The sequence below is a fragment of the Burkholderia sp. ZZQ-2 genome, assembly GCF_050768715.1.
GTDB lineage: Bacteria > Pseudomonadota > Gammaproteobacteria > Burkholderiales > Burkholderiaceae > Burkholderia > Burkholderia cepacia.
In genome coordinates this window covers 16,378-33,830 of record NZ_LDVA01000248.1, presented here as the reverse complement: position 1 = coordinate 33,830, position 17,453 = coordinate 16,378, and the positions used below count along the sequence as shown (strand labels likewise).

Below are 17,453 nucleotides of genomic sequence, written 5' to 3'. Positions count from 1 at the left end.
GGTGCCTCGGCGCGCTTGCGCCGGTCGTGCCGCCCTTGTCGTTACGCGTGCGGCGCGAGCGAGTAACGGCCGACGTGCCACTGCAGGCTCTCGACGACGAGCGCGTGATTGTGTTCCGAGTCGAGCCCCGCGATCGTCATCGCGCCGACGATGCCGGCCCCGGCGACACGTAACGGCACGCCGCCGCCGTCGAGCGCATAGTCGTCATCCGACAGCCCCTGCGACTGCAGCGACCAGCCGGCGCGACGAAAGCGCTCGCCGACCGCGAGTGAGCTGAGGCCGAAGCGCAACACCGTGTTCTGTCGCCGGCGGATCGCGTCGCTGTCGTTCGCGTGGCTGCCGTCGAGCGCGCAGTAGAACAGCGGCGCCTGCTCGCCGACGATGCTCACCGCGATCGGCAGCCCGCGGCGCGACGCGAGGTTGACCGCGATCTCGCCCATCCGGCGGGCAAGCGCCGCATCGAAGCGCGGCAGCGCCGGGTTCGACGCATCGTCGTCGAACGGGTGGGGATCGAGGCGAAAGAGGGTCGTCACCATGGCGGCTCCGTGGCGTTCCCGGCTCTGGGTGCGCGTGCCGGGCATCGTATCGTCACGGGCCGCGCGCGGGCCCGTCTTCCATTCAGCGCTTCGGCGCCGCGTCGAGCATCCATTCGTGCGCGGGGTCGTTCCTGAACGCCCACGCGCGGCTGGGCCCGGCCATCACGTTCAGGTAGTACAGGTTGTAGCCGTGCGGCGCGACGACCGGATGGTAGCCGCGCGGCACCATCACGACGTCGTGGTTCTCGACCGCGCACGCTTCGTCGAGGCTGCGGTCGTCCGTGTACACGCGCTGGAACGCGAAACCCTGCGGCGGATCGATCCGGTGGTAGTAGGTTTCCTCGAGCGAGGTTTCGTCGGGCGCTGCGTCGCGGTCGTGCTTGTGCGGCGGATAGCTGCTCGAATGGCTCGCCGGCGTGACGACCTCGACGACGAGGAGGCGCTCGGCCGCCGGGTTGTCGCCCATCAGGATGTCGCACACGTAGCGCGTGTTGGTGCCTTGGCCGCGTACCGAGCGGCGCATCCGTTCGCCGTCGAGGCGTTGCACGGGCTTGTCGCCGCTCGCGTACGGCGCGGTGCACAGCGCGATTTCCGCATCGCGCGTCGCGACCAGCGTGACCGTCTTGCCGCCCGGCACGTACAGCGCATCGGGCGAGACGTCCTCGAATACGCTGTCGCGCTTGCCGAGCGCATCGTAGGTCGTGCCGTCGACTTCCGCGCGCACCGTGCCCGTGAGCACGACGACGCACAGTTCCCGCGTGCCCGTGTCGAGCGTTTCGGTGTCGCCGGCCTTCAGGCGCAGCGCGCGAAAGCCGACGTGCTTCCAGCCGGCCGATTCCGGCGTGACGTTGCAGATTTCGCGCTCGGGCGATGCTTTGACCAGCAGGGGAGAAATCGTCATGGGGTGGGGCTCCGCAATGGGGTGACGGCGGGGGTGACAGCGGGGGGGACGGGGCTCACGCGCTCAACCGGTCGACGATCGCGCGCAGCGATTCGTAGCCCTTCTTCGCATACGCATAGCTCGGCGCGACGGCCGGATCCTGCTCGGCCTCGACGACGAGCCAGCCTTCGTAGCCGGCATCCTTCAGCGTGCGCAGCGTCGCCTCGTAGTCGAGCGCGCCGTCGCCGGGCACCGTGAAGGTGCCGTTGATCACGCCGTTCAGGAAGCTCCAGCCGTCGTTGCGCGCCTGCGTGACGACCTGCGGCCGCACGTCCTTGCAATGCACGTGGACCACGCGCGATACGTGTTTCTTCAACAGCGTCACCGGGTCGGCCGCGCCGCCGAAATACGCGTGGCCGGTATCGAACAGCAGGAACACCTTCGCCGGATCGGTCAGCGCCATCAGCCGGTCGACGTCGTCGGGCGATTCGACGTATGCGCCCATGTGGTGATGGTAGGCGAGCTTGATGCCGTACGTGTCGAGCAGGTGCGCGCCGAATGCGTCGAGGCGTGCCGCGTAGCGCCGCCATGCGTCTTCGTCGACGAAGCGCGGCCGTTTCGCGACCGGCGTGTCGATGTTGCCCTGGATCGTGCCCGCGCATTCGCCGTACACGACCACGTTCACGTCGTTGTACTGCAGCTTCGTCATGTGGGCGCGGCAGCGCTCGATTTCCGCGGCGACCGCATCGGCGTCGCTCATGCCCGGCGCGACTTCCGCGAGGAAGCCCGAATACCAGCCCGACACGCACACGAGCCCGAACCCGGCGAGTTTCGCCTTCAGCTCGGGGCCCGTCTTCGGGAACTTGTTGCCGAGCTCGAAGCCCGCATAGCCGATTTCGGCGCCTTCCTTCAGCGCCGTTTCGAGCGGCGTCTCGCCGCCGAGCGACGGCAGGTCGTCGTTCATCCACGACAGGGGATTGATACCGATGCGGACGTTCCAGCTCATGACGGGCTTCCTTGGTTCGAATGTGTTTTTCGCGGGGAGGGGGCGTGGGCAGCGTGCGCCGTCAGCGCCGCTGCCGGGTCTTCGCGTCGAGATACGCGCGGTGCGCGTCCTCGACGCCGGCGCGTTCGGACACCTGCGGCACGGCGACTTCCCACCATGCGCCGCCGTCGTCGGTCGTGCGCCGGTGCGTGGTGTCGATCACGAGCACCTGGCTCTTCTTCGCCGCGCGGGCGCGCTTCATTTCGCTACGCAGTTCGCCGATGTCGCGCACGTGCACGGCTTCGGCGCCCATCGCGCGCGCATGCATCGCGAAGTCGATGGTCGAGCGTTCGCCGCCTTCGGGTACGCAGTCGTCGAGCATGTTGTTGAAGCTCGCGCCGCCGCAGTTCAGCTGCAGCCGCTCGATGCAGCCGTAGCCGCGGTTGTCGAGGATCACGACGACGATCTTGCGGCCGAGCATCACGGAGGTCGCGAGTTCCGCGTTGAGCATCATGTACGAGCCGTCGCCGACGATCACGATCACTTCGCGCTCGGGCCGCGCGAGCTTCGCGCCGAGGCCGCCCGCGACCTCGTAGCCCATGCACGAGTATGCGTAGTCCATGTGGTAGTTGCCCGGCACGCCGCTGCGCCACAGCTTGTGCAGTTCGGCCGGCAGCGTGCCGGCCGCGCACACCACGAGGTCGTCGCGCGCGCTGTCGCGCCCCGCGTCGACCGCGGAGTCGCGCACCGCGCCGATCACTTCCGCGTCGTAGGGCAGCGTGTCGTTCGGCACGCGCGTCGTGAGTTCGGTCACGCGCGCGTTCCATGCGGCGGCCTGGTCGCGGTTGCTGGCCGTCCATGCCGGATCGGCATGCCAGCCGGCCAGCGCTGCCGACAGCTGGCCGAGACCCGTGCGCGCGTCGGCGACGAGTTGCCGGCCGCGTTTCTTGCCCGCGTCGAACGGCTGCACGTTCAGGCTCAGCAGCGTCGCGTTGCCGTAGAGCGCATGCGAGCCGGTCGTGAAGTCCTGCAGCCGCGTGCCGACCGCGAACACCACGTCGGCCTGCGCGGCCGCGCGGTTCGCGGCGGGCGAGCCCGTCACGCCGATCGAGCCGAGGTTCAGCGGGTGGTCCCACGCGAGGCTGCCCTTGCCGGCCTGCGATTCCGCGACCGGCACGCCATGCGTATCGGCGAACGCGCGCAGCGCGTCCCACGCCTGGCTGTACAGCACGCCGCCGCCCGCGACGATCAGCGGCTTCTTCGCGGCCTTCAGCACGTCGAGCGCATCAGCGAGCTCGAGCGCGTCGGCCGGCGGCCGGCGCATCCGGATCACCGGCGGCGCGAAGAAATCCTCGGGCCAGTCGTACGCGAAGGTCTGCACGTCCTGCGGCAACGCGAGGCACACGGGGCCGCACTGCGCGGGGTCGGTCATCACCTGGATCGCACGCGGCAGCGCGACGAGCAGCTGCTCGGGCGACGTGATCCGGTCGAAGTAGCGCGTCACCGGCCGGAAGCAGTCGTTCGCGCTGACGTCGCCCTGTTCGAAATCCTCGACCTGTTGCAGCACCGGGTCGGGCAGGCGCGACACGAACACGTCGCCGGGCAGCAGCAGCAGCGGCAGGCGGCCGACGTGCGCGAGCGCGGCGGAGGTCAGCATGTTGGTCGCGCCTGGGCCGATGCTAGACGTCGCGGCCATCATCCGCTGGCGGAAGTTCGCTTTCGCGAACGCGATCGCCGCATTCGCCATCCCTTGCTCGTTGTGCGCGCGGAACGTCGGCAGCCGGTCTTTTTCAGCGTGCAGCGCCTCGCCGAGCCCGGCCACGTTGCCGTGGCCGAAGATCGCGAACACGCCGCCGCAGTAGGGCAGGATCTCGACGCGGCCGTCGGGCTGGACGACTTCGGCGCGCAGGGCGGCCAGGTAGCGCACGAGCGCCTGGCTGACGGTCAGTCTTACGGTAGAGGTCATGTCGGTCGGTGAAGAGGATTCGGGTGGATCATCGCGGGCGTCGCTTCGTGTCGCGTCACGCCATGTCACGCCGCGGCGGCGCGGGCGGCCGCCGCACGGCGGCCGAGCCACGCGTCCACGAGCTGCGCGAAGTTGCCGGCCACTTCATCGATCAGCGCCTGGTCGTCGATCCGGCCGGCGAACCAGTTCAGCGACGCATCGGCCCACAGCGTGCGCCCGACCATGAAGCCCTTGACGATCGGGTTGGTCGCCGATCGGAAGCTGTCGACGAGGTATTGCAGCGGCTGGTTCAGCCCGAGGATCACCGCGCCGCGGCAGTGCGGGTCGCGCTCGGCGATCAGCGCGGCGAGCCGTGCCCAGCCGTCGGCGCTCAGCGGCGTGAGCTTCCACCATTCGGGTTTCACGCCGAGGTTGTAGAAGCGCGCGATCGTGCGCAGCACCGCGTCGTCCTCGGTGCCGGCCGGCGTGACCGCGCGCGGCGGAATCATTTCCAGCAGCAGTTCGTTGCCGCTGGCGCGCGTGGCTTCCCACAGTTCCAGCACGCGCTGCTCCTGTTCGACGCGCAGGTCGACCTGGTCGTCCGGATGATAGTGAACGAGGCACTTCACGACCTGTTCGGTCGGCCAGTGCGTGAGCGACGAGCCGACCGAGCGCGTTTCGTCGAAGCGCAGCGGCCGGGAGCCCGGCAGCTCGACCGGGCGGCCGACCCACCAGCCGCGCCCGGTGGCCGACGCCAGCGCGTCGCTGCCGTAGCCGCCGCCGTCGATCAGCACGCCGACATGGCCTTCGATCCGGCGCTCGCGCTCGACCTGCTCGACCGCGCGCACGAGCAGGCGCTTCAGCGTCCTGATCCGTGCTTCGTCGGCGCCGGCCTGCACCGCGAGTTCGTAGAACTGGCTGCGATGATCGAACGCCATCACGCACAGGTCGTCCCATTCGCGGCGCGGCACCGTCACGCGATGCAGGTGCGCGAGCGTGTGATCGGCATCGACCACCGGATTGCGGCTGCCGTCGAACCAGTGCGCAAGCTCGGCCGGCGTCGGCATCGCCGCGGAGCACGCGTGGCGCGATACGACGATCGCGCCGCACGCGTTCGCGATGCGCGTCGACTCGGCCCAGTCGCGGCCGCGCAGCAGCCCCGACAGCAGGCCCGACAGGAACGCGTCGCCCGCGCCGAGCACGTTGAGCACCTCGACGCGTTCGCCGAGGAAGGTCGGTGCATCGTCGATGCGGGCGGGAATATCGCCTTCGATCACGCAGCAGCCGAGCGCGCCGCGCTTGACGACCAGCGTCGCGTTCGTGATGGCGCGCACCGCCTGCAACGACCCGATCAGGTCGTGCGGCACGCCGCCCGCGATCAGGAATTCCTCCTCGGTGCCGACCAGCAGGTCGAATTCGCCGAGCACCTGCTGCAGCTGACGCGTCACCTGCGCGTCCGGCACGTAGCGGTTCTCGCCCGCGCCGCGCGCGGTCAGGCCCCACAGCACGGGCCGGTAGTCGATGTCCAGAATCCGCACGACGCCATGGCGGCGCGCATAACCGAGCGCGGTCAGCGACGCCTCGCGCGTGCCCGGCGTCGACAGATGCGTGCCGGTGATCGCGAGCGCGCGGCAGCCGGCGATGAAGTCCTCGCTGATCTCGTCGGCGCGCACGGCCATGTCCGCGCAGTTCTCGCGCACGAACAGCAGCGGGAACGTGTCGCGATCCTTCAGCCCGAGCAGCACCAGCGCGGTGAGGCGTTCGCGGTCGGTCTGCAGCTGGCTCGTGTCGCAGCCTTCGCGCTCGAGCGTCTCGCGCAGGAAGCGGCCCATCTGCTCGTCGCCGACGCGCGAGATCATCGCGGTCTTCAGCCCGAGCCGCGCCACGCCGAACGCGACGTTGCCGGACGAGCCGCCGAGATACATCTGGAAGCTGCGCGCGTCTTCGAGGCGGCTGCCGTACTGCTGCGCATAGAGATCCACGGCCACGCGGCCGAGGCAGGCGAGATCGATGGGGCGGTCACTCGGAAAGTTCAGCAGGCTCATATCACGTGTCACGCTCGCGGCCGGCGTTCGGCAATGCCGGCGGATTAGGGGGCCGATCCGGTCGCGACCGTCCGCACCGTGTATTGCACGACGCGGGACTGCCTGCCGCAAGGAATCGGGCTACGGACGCAGTCTAGACTTTTTGGAAATCCAGTTCCCTAGGTGAAATCACGTAGAAATAAATTTCCAAATTTTCGAGGAAGTGATCTACAGTTTCATCCGGATGCTTCAGTCCGTATCGGATTCGATCGGACTCGGCCCGGCGGCGCGCAACGCGCCGTCTTCCGCCCCCCGGAGATGAGGAGACAGATTGATCATGAAGACCAAGCTGATGGCCGTCGCGGCCGCCGCGATCCTGGCTGCGCCGCTCGCGCATGCCGAGAAGATCGGCGTGACGATGGCGTCGTTCGACGACACGTTCCTGACCATCCTGCGCAACAGCATCGCCGATTCGGCGAAGAAGGACGGCGCGACGGTGCAGATCGAGGACGGCGGCAACGACGTCGGCAAGCAGTTGAGCCAGGTCCAGAACATGATTGCGCAGAAGGTCGACGCGATCATCGTGAACGCGGTCGATACCGACGCGACGCCGAAGATCACGAAGATGGTGACGGCCGCGAAGATCCCGCTCGTCTACGTGAACCGCAAGCCGGTCGATTTCGACAAGCTGCCGGCCGGCGTCGCGGTCGTCGCGTCCGACGAGAAGCAGTCGGGCACGCTGCAGGCGCGCCAGGTGTGCAAGCTGCTCGGCGGCAAGGGCGACCTCCTCGTGCTGATGGGCGAGCTGTCCAACGAATCGGCGCGCGCCCGCACGAAAGACATCGAGGACGTGATCGCGACGAAGGATTGCTCGGGCATGAAGATCGTCGACAAGCGCGAGGGCAAGTGGAGCCGCACGCAGGGCCAGGACATCACGATGAACTGGCTGAGCTCCGGCACGAAGTACGACGCGATCATCTCCAACAACGACGAGATGGCGATCGGCGCGATCAATGCGCTGAAGGCCGCGCGCAAGTGGACGCCGAAGACGATCGTCGCCGGCATCGACGCGACGCCTGACGGGCTCGCCTCGATGAAGAGCGGCGAGCTGAAGGTGTCGGTGTACCAGAACGCGTCCGGGCAGGGGCAGCAGGCCGTCGCGGCCGCGCTCAAGCTCGCGAAGAAGCAGCCCGTCGACCGCTACGTGAACGTGCCGTTCGAGCTCGTGACGCCCGAGAACATGAGCCAGTACGCGAAGCACTGACCGGTGATCCGTTGAACTGCGCTTGCCCGGCATGGCCGGGCAAGCGCGCGACTCGTCGAGGAACGTCCATGTTTACAGCCAGGATCGCGCGCCCGATGGCCGGCGACGATGCGTCGGCCGGTGTGTCGGGTTTGTCCGGCTCGTCGGCCCCGCCGGCTTCTTCCGCGGCCGACTGCGTGCTCGAGGTGCGCGGTGTCGGCAAGTCCTTTCCGGGCGTCGTCGCGCTCGACGGCGTGCAGTTCCGCGTGCGTCGCGGCACCGTCCATGCACTGATGGGCGAGAACGGTGCGGGCAAGTCGACGCTGATGAAGATCATCGCGGGCGTCTACACGCCCGATGAGGGCGAGATCCTGATCAACGGCGAGCCGGTCGTGCTGAACGGCCCGCTCGATGCGCTCGACCGCGGCATCGCGATGATTCACCAGGAACTCAACCTGATGCCGTACATGACGGTCGCGGAGAACATCTGGATCCGCCGCGAACCGAAGAACCGCTTCGGCCTGATCGATCACGCGGCGCTGCGCCGCCAGACGGCCGCGCTGTTCGAGCGGCTGTCGATCGACATCGATCCGGAAACCGACGTGCGCACGCTGACGGTCGCGAGCCGCCAGATGGTCGAGATCGCGAAGGCCGTGTCGTTCGACTCGGACGTGCTGATCATGGACGAGCCGACTTCCGCGCTGACCGACAAGGAAGTCACGCACCTGTTCCGGATCATTCGCCAGCTGCGCGAGCAGGGCAAGGGCATCGTCTACATCACGCACAAGATGAACGAGCTGTTCGAGATCGCCGACGAGTTTTCGGTGTTCCGCGACGGCAAGTACATCGGCACGCATGCGTCGAGCGACGTCACGCGCGACGACATCATCCGTATGATGGTCGGGCGCGAGATCACGCAGATGTTCCCGAAGGAGGAAGTGCCGATCGGCGACGTCGTGCTGTCGGTGAAGAACCTCGGCGTCGACGGCGTGTTCCGCGACGTGAGCTTCGAGCTGCGCGCGGGCGAGATCCTCGGCGTGGCCGGCCTCGTCGGCTCGGGGCGCTCGAACGTCGCGGAGGCGCTGTTCGGCGTCGTGCCGGCCACGTCGGGCGAGATCCGGATCGACGGCAAGCCGGTGCGGATCGCGACACCCGCGCAGGCGATGAAGCACGGGATGGCCTTCCTCACCGAGGATCGCAAGGACACCGGCTGCTTCCTGAATCTCGACCTGCTCGCGAACATGGAAGCGGCGGTGCTCAGCAACCGCTACGTGAAGTTCAATTTCGTGCGGCAGGCGCAGCTCAAGCGCGACTGCGAGGAAATGAGCCGGATGCTGCGCGTGAAGTCGCCCGGGCTGCACGAGGAGATCCAGAACCTGTCGGGTGGCAACCAGCAGAAGGTGCTGATCGGCCGGTGGCTGCTCACGCAGCCGCGCATCCTGATCCTCGACGAACCGACCCGCGGCATCGACGTCGGCGCGAAGGCCGAGATTCACCGGCTCGTCAGCGCGCTCGCCGGCAAGGGCGTCGCGGTGCTGATGATCTCGTCGGAAATGCCGGAAGTGCTGGGAATGAGCGATCGCGTGATGGTGATGCACGAAGGGCGCATGACCGGCATCGTCGATCGCAAGGACGCCGACCAGGTCCGCATCATGGATCTCGCGTCGCGCTGAGCCGAAACAAGACTGGAGACAAATGAAATGGGCAACCTGAATCCGGCTGCGGATGCGCAGACCATGACGATCAAGGCGCGGCACATGAAGTGGCCGCCCGAACTGAGCATCTTCCTCGTGCTCGTCGGCATCAGCCTGTTCTTCGAGATCGTCGGCTGGATCGTCGTCGGCCAGAGCTTCCTGTTCAATACCGAGCGGCTCGAGATCATCGTGCTGCAGATGGCGGTGATCGGCATCATTGCGGTCGGCGTGAACCTCGTGATCATCACCAGCGGGATCGACCTGTCGTCGGGCTCGGTCGTGGCCGCCGCGGCGGTCGTGTCGGCAAGCCTCGCGCAGGTGTCCGACTTCCCGCGCGCGGTGTTTCCGCACCTGACCGACCTGCCGATCATCTGGCCCGTGCTGGCCGGCGTGTGCGTCGGGCTGCTGGTCGGCCTGCTGAACGGCTCGCTGATCGCGATGACCGGCATCCCGCCGTTCATCGCGACGCTCGGCACGATGGTCGCCGCGCGCGGGTTCGCGAAGTGGTTCACCAACGGGATGCCCGTGTCGATGCTGACCGACCAGTTCGCGGCCATCGGCGCAGGCGCCAATCCGGTGATCATCTTCCTCGTGATCGCCGCGATCTTCCACGTCGTGCTGCGCTACACGCGCTTCGGCAAGTACACGTACGCGATCGGCGCGAACCGTCATGCGGCCGTCGTGTCCGGCATCAACGTCACGCGCCACCTGGTCTTCGTCTACGCGATCGCGGGCCTGCTGAGCGGGATCGCCGGCACCGTGACCGCCGCGCGCGCGATCTCGGGCCAGTCGGGCATGGGCGTGATGTACGAACTCGACGCGATCGCGGCCGTCGTGATCGGCGGCACGTCGCTGTCGGGCGGGCTCGGCCGCGTGACGGGCACCGTGATCGGCGTGCTGATCCTCGGCGTGATGACGTCGGGCTTCACGTTCATCCGCATCGACGCGTATTACCAGGAGATGGTCAAGGGCGCGATCATCGTCGCGGCCGTGATCGCCGACCAGTACCGCAACAAGAAGAAGCGCCGCTGACCGTCATGCATCGCCGGACGAGGGCGGCACGTGCCGCCGCGTTCGTCCCGAACCCGCTATCGCCGAGGACTTTCGATGAAGATCGCGCTGGACCCCTACATGATTCGCCACCTGCCGCTCGACCGCCTGCCGCACGCGGTGGCCGAGCTCGGCTACGACCAGATCGAGCTGTCGCCGCGCAGCGACTTTCTCGACTGGTGGGTGATGCCGCGCGCGACGCGCGAGCGGATGGCCGCTTTCCGGCAGGCGATGCGCGCGAGCGGCGTCGGCCTCGCGTCGCTGCAGCCGATGTACCGCTGGGCGAGCCCGTTCGAGGACGAGCGGTTATGGGCCGTGCGCTGCTGGAAGAAGGCGATCGAGGTGGCGGTCGAGATGGAGTGCGCGCTGATGGTGTCGGAGTTCGGGCGCGGCGCGTCGCCCGAGCGCTCGGTCGGCGAACGGCCGGGCGCGAACCCGAAGGAGCTGTGCGAAGCCGCGTGGTTCCGTTCGATGGACGAGCTGCTGCCGATCCTCGAGCGCGAACGCATCGTGCTGTCGGTCGAGCCGCATCCGGAGGACTGGATCGAGCAGCTGCAGCCGGCGATCGACATCGTCACGAACATCGGCTCGCCGTCGCTGAAGCTGTCGTACATCGCGCCGCACACGTTCTACTACGGCGACGACATGGCCGCGATGATCGCGCAGGCCGCGCCGATCCTCGCGCACGTGCGCGTGGCCGACACCTTCGACCACCGCAAGAGCAGCCAGCTGCGCTACATCGTGAACCCGCCCGGTTCGAACCAGATCCGCGTGCACCAGCATCTCGACATCGGGCAGGGCGAGATCGACTGGGACGTGTTCTTTCGCGCGCTCGGCGCGGCAGGCTTCGACGGCGTGATGTCGTCGTGCGTGTTCGCGTGGGAGGACCGCGCGGAAGCGTCGTCGCGCTACATGCGCGACACGATCCGGCGCTATGTCGATCGTTTTTTCGATCGCACGGCGCGCTGACCTGTTGCTGGCCGGTGCGGCGGGTGTCGCACCGCAAATGAACGACTGGAGACTGTTAGATGACCTTGCAAATCGGCGTGATCGGCTGCGGCGCGATCGGCCAGGACCACATCCGCAGACTGACCCGCACGCTGTCCGGCGCGCGTGTCGTGGCCGTCAACGACATCGATCCGCAGCAGGCGCGCGACGCGGTGACGAAGTACGGGCTCGATGCCGAGATCTACGCCGACGGCCACGAGGTGGTCGCGGCCGCCGACGTGCAGGCCGTGCTCGTCACGTCGTGGGGGCCGACGCACGAAGCGTTCGTGCTCGACGCGATCGCGCACGGCAAGCCCGTGTTCTGCGAGAAGCCGCTCGCCGTCACGGCGGAAGGCTGCATGCGGATCGTCGAAGCGGAAGTCGCGCACGGCAAGCGGCTCGTGCAGGTCGGCTTCATGCGTCCGTACGACGAAGGCTATCGCGCGCTCAAGCGCGTGATCGACAGCGGCGAGATCGGCGCGCCCTTGATGCTGCATTGCGCGCACCGCAACCAGTCGGTCGGCGAGCGCTACACGACCGACATGGCGATCACCGACACGCTGATTCACGAACTCGACGTGCTGCGCTGGCTGCTCGGCGAGGACTACGTGAGCACGCAGGTCGTCTATCCGAAGAAGACGCGCCATGCATCGTCGCATCTCGCCGATCCGCAGATCGTGTTGCTGGAAACCGCGAGCGGCGTGCGCATCGACGTCGAGATCTTCGTGAACTGCCAGTACGGCTACGACATCCAGTGCGAGGTGGTCGGCGAGCAGGGCATCGCGAAGCTGCCCGATCCGCCGGCGGTGGGGCTCAAGCATGCGGCACGGCAGTCGGTCGAGATCATGACCGACTGGAAGGAGCGCTTCATCGCATCGTACGACGTCGAGCTGCAGGCGTTCATCGACGGCGTGCGCGCGCACGCGCTCACCGGGCCGTCGGCCTGGGACGGCTACGCGGCGGCGGTCGCGGCCGATGCATGCGTGCGTGCGCAAAAGAGCGGGGCGGTCGAATCGATCGCGATGGCCGATCGTCCCGCGTTCTATCGCGGCTGAACCGCAGCCGCCTACCTACCTGCCGGACTGACCGACATGACGATGAAGATGGGTTGCGCACCGTGCTGCTGGGGTGTCGACGACGTGAAGAACCCGCACCTGCCGCCGTGGCGGCAGGTGCTCGCCGAGGCCGCGCAGGCCGGCTACTCGGGCATCGAGCTCGGGCCGTACGGCTACATCCCGCTCGAACTCGACGTGGTGAGCGCCGAGCTCGAGCGGCAGCGCCTGAGCATCACCGCCGGTACGATCTTCGACGATCTCGTGGCGCCGGAGAACCTGCCGAACCTGTTGCGCCAGACGCGCGAGATCTGCGCGCTGATCACGCGGCTGCCGAAACTGCCGACGCAGGACGGCCAGCGCTACGCGGCGCCGTACCTGGTCGTGATCGACTGGGGGCATGAAGAACGCGACTACGCGGCCGGCCACGCCGATCGCGCGCCGCGGCTGTCCGGCGCACGCTGGGCCGGCATGGTCGAGCACATCCGGCAGATCGCGACGATCGCGCGCGACGAATTCGGCGTGCGCACGGTGATCCATCCGCATGCGGGCGGCTACATCGAATTCGCGGACGAGATCGACCGGATCGTCGCCGACATTCCGGCCGACACGGCCGGCCTCTGTCTGGATACCGGCCACCTGCATTACTCGGGCATGGACCCGGAAACCTGGCTGCGCCGCCATGCGGCGCGCCTCGACTATGTGCACTTCAAGGATATCGACGCGGCCGTGTACGACGCGGTGATGGGCGAGCACATCGCGTTCTTCGCCGCCTGCGCGCGCGGCGTGATGTGCCCGATCGGCACCGGCGTGCTCGACTACCGGGCGATCCGCCGCGCGCTCGACGACATCGGTTACGCCGGGTACATCACGATCGAACAGGAGCGCGACCCGCGCAATGCCGGCACGAGCCTGCGCGACGTCGCCGCGAGCCGCGCGTTTCTCGCGTCGGCCGGTTTCGCATGATCCACCGCGCGTTGCACCCCTGAACACCCTGAACACGAACCAGGAACATCACCATCATGATTGACGGACAGATTCTGCTTGGACATTCGATTCGCTGGGGCATGGTCGGCGGCGGGCTCGGCAGCCAGATCGGCTACAGCCACCGGTCGGCCGCGTTGCGCGACGGCAGCTTCCAGCTGGTCGCCGGCGCGTTCGACATCGATCCCGAACGCGGCCGCCAGTTCGGCGTGAAGCTCGGCGTCGCCGCCGAGCGCTGCTATCCCGACTACGCGACGATGTTCGACGCCGAGGCGCGCCGCCCGGACGGCATCCGCGCGGTGTCGATCGCGACACCGAACAACACGCACTTCGAGATCTGCCGCGCCGCGCTGAACGCGGGGCTGCACGTGGTCTGCGAGAAGCCGCTGTGCTTCACGACCGAGGAGGCCGAGGCGCTGCAGCGGCTGTCGGTCGAGAAGAACCGGATCGTCGGCGTCGCGTACGGCTATTCCGGACACCAGATGATCGAACAGGCGCGCGAGATGATCGCGCGCGGCGATCTCGGCGAGATCCGCATCGTGCAGATGCAGTTCGCACACGGGTTCCACAGCGAGGGCGTCGAGGCCGCGAGCGCGGCCGCGCGCTGGCGCGTCGACCCGAAGTTCGCGGGCCCGAGCTACGTGCTCGGCGACATCGGCACGCATCCGCTGTACATCTCCGAAGTGATGGCGCCCGAGCTGAAGATCCGGCGGCTGATGTGCTCGCGGCAGAGCTTCGTGAAGAGCCGCGCGCCGCTCGAGGACAACGCGTTCACGATCATGGAGTACGACACGGGCGCGGTCGGTTACGTGTGGTCGAGCGCAGTGAACGCGGGCTCGATGCACGGCCAGAAGGTGAGGGTGATCGGCGCGAAGGCGAGCGTCGAATGGTGGGACGAGCATCCGAACCAGTTGCGCTACGAAGTGCAGGGGCAGCCCGCCCAGGTGCTCGATCGCGGGATGGGTTATCTGCATCCGCACGCATTGCGCGAAGATCGCATCGGTGCCGGGCATCCGGAGGGGCTGTTCGAGGCCTGGTCGAATCTCTATGCGCGCTTCGCGCTCGCGATGGATGCGGCCGATCGCGGCGACGCCGCGGCGTTGAAGAACATTCGTTTTCCGGATGTCCATGCGGGCGTGGAAGGCGTGCGCTGGGTGGAGAACTGCGTGCGCTCCGCCGATGCGGGCGGGGTGTGGGTCGACTATCGCTGAACCGGCGGCGCGGGCAGGCTGCGGGGAGGTCGGCTGCCTGCCGTATGTCTCCGCTTCTGTCGCTTTTGCCGTTTCTCGCTGTTTCTCGCCGCTTCGCCCCGATGGCCGGCTTGGTAGACGCCCTAATCTTTACGCCGCTGCGCGAGCGTTGGACAATCGCTTCCAGTATCGCCGTGGAGCGTAGGCAAGTGATGATCGAGCGCGTGGGAGCGAGCACGTGGCGCGGGCCGCGCCGCAAACGTGATTAAATTCGCCCTTCATGCATGTGTTCAGGTGAGCCCCGGGCCGCGTCCGTCAGTGTCGTGCGCGCATCGGGGCCGTCAACTTCGCGCTATCCGATGAGTTCATCCGAGAAACCTCCCGCCACCGTCGAGCAGTTCCTGCAGCACCTGACGCAGGAATACGACGGCCTCAGCAATCGCCTGAAGGTGATTGCGCGCCACGTGGAAACGCATCGGGACCAGCTTGGCCTGGAAGGCATCCAGTCGCTCGCGGAGGCGTGCGGCGTCCAGCCGTCGGCCGTCGTGCGCTTCGCGAAGCATTTCGGCTTTTCCGGCTTCTCCGAGATGCAGCGGCTGTTCCGCGAAGGGCTCGCGCAGCAGATCGCGCCGGGGCGCGCGTACAACCTGCGACTGCGCGACGTGATCGAGTCGGGCTCGTCGAGCCTGCAGCCCGAACAGATCGCCGACGAATTCATCAAGGGCAGCATTGCCGGCATGCAGCAGCTGCGGCAGACGCTCGATTCGCAGGCGCTCGCGCAGGCCGTCGACCTGCTCGCCGAAACCCAGGCGATCTGGATCGCGGGCTCGCGGCGCGCGTTTCCGATCGCCGTGTACCTCGACTACGCGCTGCAGCACACCGACAAGCGCATCGGGCTGTTCAGCGCGCTGGGCAGCATGCATCTCGGGCAGATCCGGTCGGTGCGCGAGGGCGACGTGATGATCGTCATCTCGTTCATGCCGTATGCGGAGGAAACCGTGCAGGTCGCACAGCAGGCCGTGCAGCGCGGCGCGCGGCTGATCGCGATCACCGACAGCCGGATGAGCCCGCTTGCACGGGAGGCCGAGGTGACGCTGATGGTGCAGGACAGCGAGACGTTCGGCTTCCGCGCGCTGACGGCCACGATGGGCCTCGCGCAGAGCCTGTTCGTCGCGCTCGCGTATCGGCTCGAACTGTCGTACCTGCCGACCGCCGACGGCGCGCACGGCACGAAGGCCGGCTGACGTCGCCTGCCGGTATACCGGCCGCGGGAGCAACCGGTAACCGGCAACCAGCGGCCAGCGACCGGCCGTCGGCGTGCCTTCAGGCGATTACTTCGCGGTCGGCATCGCGAATTCGGCACCCTTGCCGATGCTCGACGACCAGCGCTGCATCACCGACTTCTGGCGCGTGTAGAAGCGCACGCCTTCCTCGCCGTAGGCGTGCATGTCGCCGAACAGGCTCTTCTTCCAGCCGCCGAAGCCATGCCACGCCATCGGCACCGGAATCGGCACGTTGATGCCGACCATCCCGACCTGGATGCGCCGCGCGAATTCGCGCGCGATGCCGCCGTCGCTCGTGAAGCACGACACGCCGTTGCCGAACTCGTGCGCGTTGATCAGGTCGACCGCCTCGCCGAAGTCCTTCACGCGCACGCAGCCGAGCACGGGCCCGAAGATTTCTTCCTTGTAGATGCGCATGTCGGGGGTCACGTGGTCGAACAGCGTGCCGCCGGTGAAGAAGCCTGCCTCGCGGCCCGGCACGCGCAGCCCGCGGCCGTCGACCACCAGTTGCGCGCCTTCGTTCACGCCTTGCTCGATATAGCCTTCGATGCGCTTGAGTGCATCGCCGGTGACGATCGGGCCCATCTCGACTTCCGGCGACATCCCGTCGCCGATCACGAGCTTGCGTGCGCGCTCGGCCACCAGCGGCACGATCTTGTCCGCGACGTCGCCGACCAGCACCGCGACGCTGATCGCCATGCAGCGTTCGCCGGCCGAGCCGTACGCGGCGCCGATCAGCGCGTCGACGGCCTGTTCGAGGTTCGCATCGGGCATCACCACCAGATGGTTCTTCGCGCCGCCGAGGGCCTGCACGCGCTTGCCCGACTGCACCGCGCGTTGCTGCACGTAGGCCGCGATCGGGGTCGAGCCGACGAAGCTGACGGCCTGCACGTCCGGGTGGTCGAGCAGCGCGTCGACCGCCCCCTTGTCGCCCTGGACGACGTTGAACACGCCGGCCGGCAACCCGGCCTGCGTGAGCAGGTCGGCGATGAACACGGCCGCCGACGGGTCGCGCTCGCTCGGCTTCAGCACGAACGTGTTGCCCGTCGCGATCGCGACCGGGAACATCCAGCACGGCACCATGCACGGGAAGTTGAACGGCGTGATGCCCGCGACGACGCCGAGCGGCTGGCGCATCGTCCAGTTGTCGATGCCGGTGCTGACCTGGTCGGTGAAGTCGCCTTTCAGGAGCTGCGGCACCCCGCACGCGAATTCGATGATGTCGATGCCGCGCGCGACTTCGCCCTGCGCGTCGGAGAACACCTTGCCGTGCTCGGCCGTGATGATCGCCGCGAGCGCGTCGCGGTGCTCGTTCATCAGTTGCAGGAAGCGATGCAGGACGCGCGCGCGGCGGATCGGCGGCGTCGCGGCCCACTCGGGGAACGCGGCATGGGCCGACGCGACGGCCTGCTGCACTTCGCTGTCGTCGGCGAGCGCGACGCGGCGCACCGCGCGGCCGAGCGCGGGATTGAGCACGTCCTGGAAGCGGCCGCTGCGGCCGGAGACGGGCGCGCCGTCGACATAGTGGCCGACGTCGGCGTCGGAGGTGTACGCGGGAACCGGATTCATCGTGTCTCCTGAGGGATCGGGTAGGGTGGAC

The 17,453-nt window shown here is 68.0% G+C and carries 14 protein-coding genes; 8 read left to right on the top strand and 6 right to left on the bottom strand.

What is annotated here, in order from left to right; genetic code table 11:
* Positions 1-41: 41 nt before the first annotated feature.
* The 5 genes from ABY44_RS17260 to ABY44_RS17240 form a co-directional block, all read right to left on the bottom strand.
* Positions 42-536, bottom strand: a complete 495-nt coding sequence (locus ABY44_RS17260) for a heme-degrading domain-containing protein (protein WP_060173012.1) — start codon at positions 534-536, stop codon at positions 42-44.
* 82 nt (positions 537-618) lie between these two features.
* Complete coding sequence (gene iolB / locus ABY44_RS17255; protein WP_027787745.1) at positions 619-1,437, bottom strand: 5-deoxy-glucuronate isomerase; 819 nt, start codon at positions 1,435-1,437, stop codon at positions 619-621.
* 55 nt (positions 1,438-1,492) lie between these two features.
* A complete protein-coding gene (gene iolE / locus ABY44_RS17250; protein ID WP_060173013.1) occupies positions 1,493-2,422 on the bottom strand; it encodes a myo-inosose-2 dehydratase in 930 nt (309 codons plus the stop codon).
* A gap of 61 nt (positions 2,423-2,483) precedes the next feature.
* The gene (gene iolD, locus ABY44_RS17245) at positions 2,484-4,367 is read right to left on the bottom strand and encodes a 3D-(3,5/4)-trihydroxycyclohexane-1,2-dione acylhydrolase (decyclizing) (protein WP_060173014.1); all 1,884 of its coding nucleotides are present in this window, start codon (positions 4,365-4,367) and stop codon (positions 2,484-2,486) included.
* Between the two features lie 65 nt (positions 4,368-4,432).
* Positions 4,433-6,391, bottom strand: a complete 1,959-nt coding sequence (locus tag ABY44_RS17240) for a bifunctional 5-dehydro-2-deoxygluconokinase/5-dehydro-2-deoxyphosphogluconate aldolase (protein ID WP_060173015.1) — start codon at positions 6,389-6,391, stop codon at positions 4,433-4,435.
* A gap of 316 nt (positions 6,392-6,707) precedes the next feature.
* On the opposite strand from ABY44_RS17240, the gene ABY44_RS17235 reads away from it, so the two are divergent.
* The 8 genes from ABY44_RS17235 to ABY44_RS17200 all read left to right on the top strand — a co-directional run bounded on the left by ABY44_RS17235 (position 6,708) and on the right by ABY44_RS17200 (position 15,814).
* A complete protein-coding gene (locus tag ABY44_RS17235) occupies positions 6,708-7,634 on the top strand; it encodes a sugar ABC transporter substrate-binding protein (protein ID WP_060173030.1) in 927 nt (308 codons plus the stop codon).
* A gap of 68 nt (positions 7,635-7,702) precedes the next feature.
* Positions 7,703-9,286: a sugar ABC transporter ATP-binding protein gene (locus tag ABY44_RS17230; protein WP_027787740.1), complete on the top strand. Its 1,584-nt coding sequence runs from the start codon at positions 7,703-7,705 to the stop codon at positions 9,284-9,286.
* Between the two features lie 27 nt (positions 9,287-9,313).
* Entirely contained in the window at positions 9,314-10,339 is a 1,026-nt protein-coding gene (locus tag ABY44_RS17225; protein ID WP_059484329.1) for an ABC transporter permease, read from the top strand.
* A gap of 75 nt (positions 10,340-10,414) precedes the next feature.
* Positions 10,415-11,326 (top strand): sugar phosphate isomerase/epimerase family protein, encoded by a 912-nt coding sequence (locus ABY44_RS17220; protein WP_049096986.1) that lies wholly within the window; start codon positions 10,415-10,417, stop codon positions 11,324-11,326.
* Between the two features lie 59 nt (positions 11,327-11,385).
* Entirely contained in the window at positions 11,386-12,399 is a 1,014-nt protein-coding gene (locus ABY44_RS17215) for a Gfo/Idh/MocA family oxidoreductase (RefSeq protein WP_059484327.1), read from the top strand.
* A gap of 36 nt (positions 12,400-12,435) precedes the next feature.
* Positions 12,436-13,362: a TIM barrel protein gene (locus ABY44_RS17210; RefSeq protein ID WP_060082893.1), complete on the top strand. Its 927-nt coding sequence runs from the start codon at positions 12,436-12,438 to the stop codon at positions 13,360-13,362.
* A 56-nt stretch (positions 13,363-13,418) separates the two neighbouring features.
* Positions 13,419-14,591, top strand: a complete 1,173-nt coding sequence (locus tag ABY44_RS17205) for a Gfo/Idh/MocA family protein (RefSeq protein WP_059652437.1) — start codon at positions 13,419-13,421, stop codon at positions 14,589-14,591.
* Between the two features lie 338 nt (positions 14,592-14,929).
* Positions 14,930-15,814 carry a MurR/RpiR family transcriptional regulator gene (locus ABY44_RS17200; protein ID WP_021162369.1) on the top strand — a complete coding sequence of 295 codons (885 nt, stop codon included), beginning with the start codon at positions 14,930-14,932 and terminating at the stop codon, positions 15,812-15,814.
* Between the two features lie 87 nt (positions 15,815-15,901).
* Here the strand turns inward: ABY44_RS17200 and ABY44_RS17195 are convergent, their stop codons facing one another.
* Positions 15,902-17,422, bottom strand: a complete 1,521-nt coding sequence (locus tag ABY44_RS17195) for a CoA-acylating methylmalonate-semialdehyde dehydrogenase (RefSeq protein ID WP_060173016.1) — start codon at positions 17,420-17,422, stop codon at positions 15,902-15,904.
* Between the last annotated feature and the right edge of the window lie 31 nt (positions 17,423-17,453).

Bases quoted from the DNA above. Each gene is read 5' to 3' on its own strand.
- ABY44_RS17260 (WP_060173012.1), bottom strand. From the start codon at position 536: ATGGTGACGACCCTCTTTCGCCTCGATCCCCACCCGTTCGACGACGAT.
- iolB (WP_027787745.1), bottom strand. From the start codon at position 1,437: ATGACGATTTCTCCCCTGCTGGTCAAAGCATCGCCCGAGCGCGAAATC.
- iolE (WP_060173013.1), bottom strand. From the start codon at position 2,422: ATGAGCTGGAACGTCCGCATCGGTATCAATCCCCTGTCGTGGATGAAC.
- iolD (WP_060173014.1), bottom strand. From the start codon at position 4,367: ATGACCTCTACCGTAAGACTGACCGTCAGCCAGGCGCTCGTGCGCTAC.
- ABY44_RS17240 (WP_060173015.1), bottom strand. From the start codon at position 6,391: ATGAGCCTGCTGAACTTTCCGAGTGACCGCCCCATCGATCTCGCCTGC.
- ABY44_RS17235 (WP_060173030.1), top strand. From the start codon at position 6,708: ATGAAGACCAAGCTGATGGCCGTCGCGGCCGCCGCGATCCTGGCTGCG.
- ABY44_RS17230 (WP_027787740.1), top strand. From the start codon at position 7,703: ATGTTTACAGCCAGGATCGCGCGCCCGATGGCCGGCGACGATGCGTCG.
- ABY44_RS17225 (WP_059484329.1), top strand. From the start codon at position 9,314: ATGGGCAACCTGAATCCGGCTGCGGATGCGCAGACCATGACGATCAAG.
- ABY44_RS17220 (WP_049096986.1), top strand. From the start codon at position 10,415: ATGAAGATCGCGCTGGACCCCTACATGATTCGCCACCTGCCGCTCGAC.
- ABY44_RS17215 (WP_059484327.1), top strand. From the start codon at position 11,386: ATGACCTTGCAAATCGGCGTGATCGGCTGCGGCGCGATCGGCCAGGAC.
- ABY44_RS17210 (WP_060082893.1), top strand. From the start codon at position 12,436: ATGACGATGAAGATGGGTTGCGCACCGTGCTGCTGGGGTGTCGACGAC.
- ABY44_RS17205 (WP_059652437.1), top strand. From the start codon at position 13,419: ATGATTGACGGACAGATTCTGCTTGGACATTCGATTCGCTGGGGCATG.
- ABY44_RS17200 (WP_021162369.1), top strand. From the start codon at position 14,930: ATGAGTTCATCCGAGAAACCTCCCGCCACCGTCGAGCAGTTCCTGCAG.
- ABY44_RS17195 (WP_060173016.1), bottom strand. From the start codon at position 17,422: ATGAATCCGGTTCCCGCGTACACCTCCGACGCCGACGTCGGCCACTAT.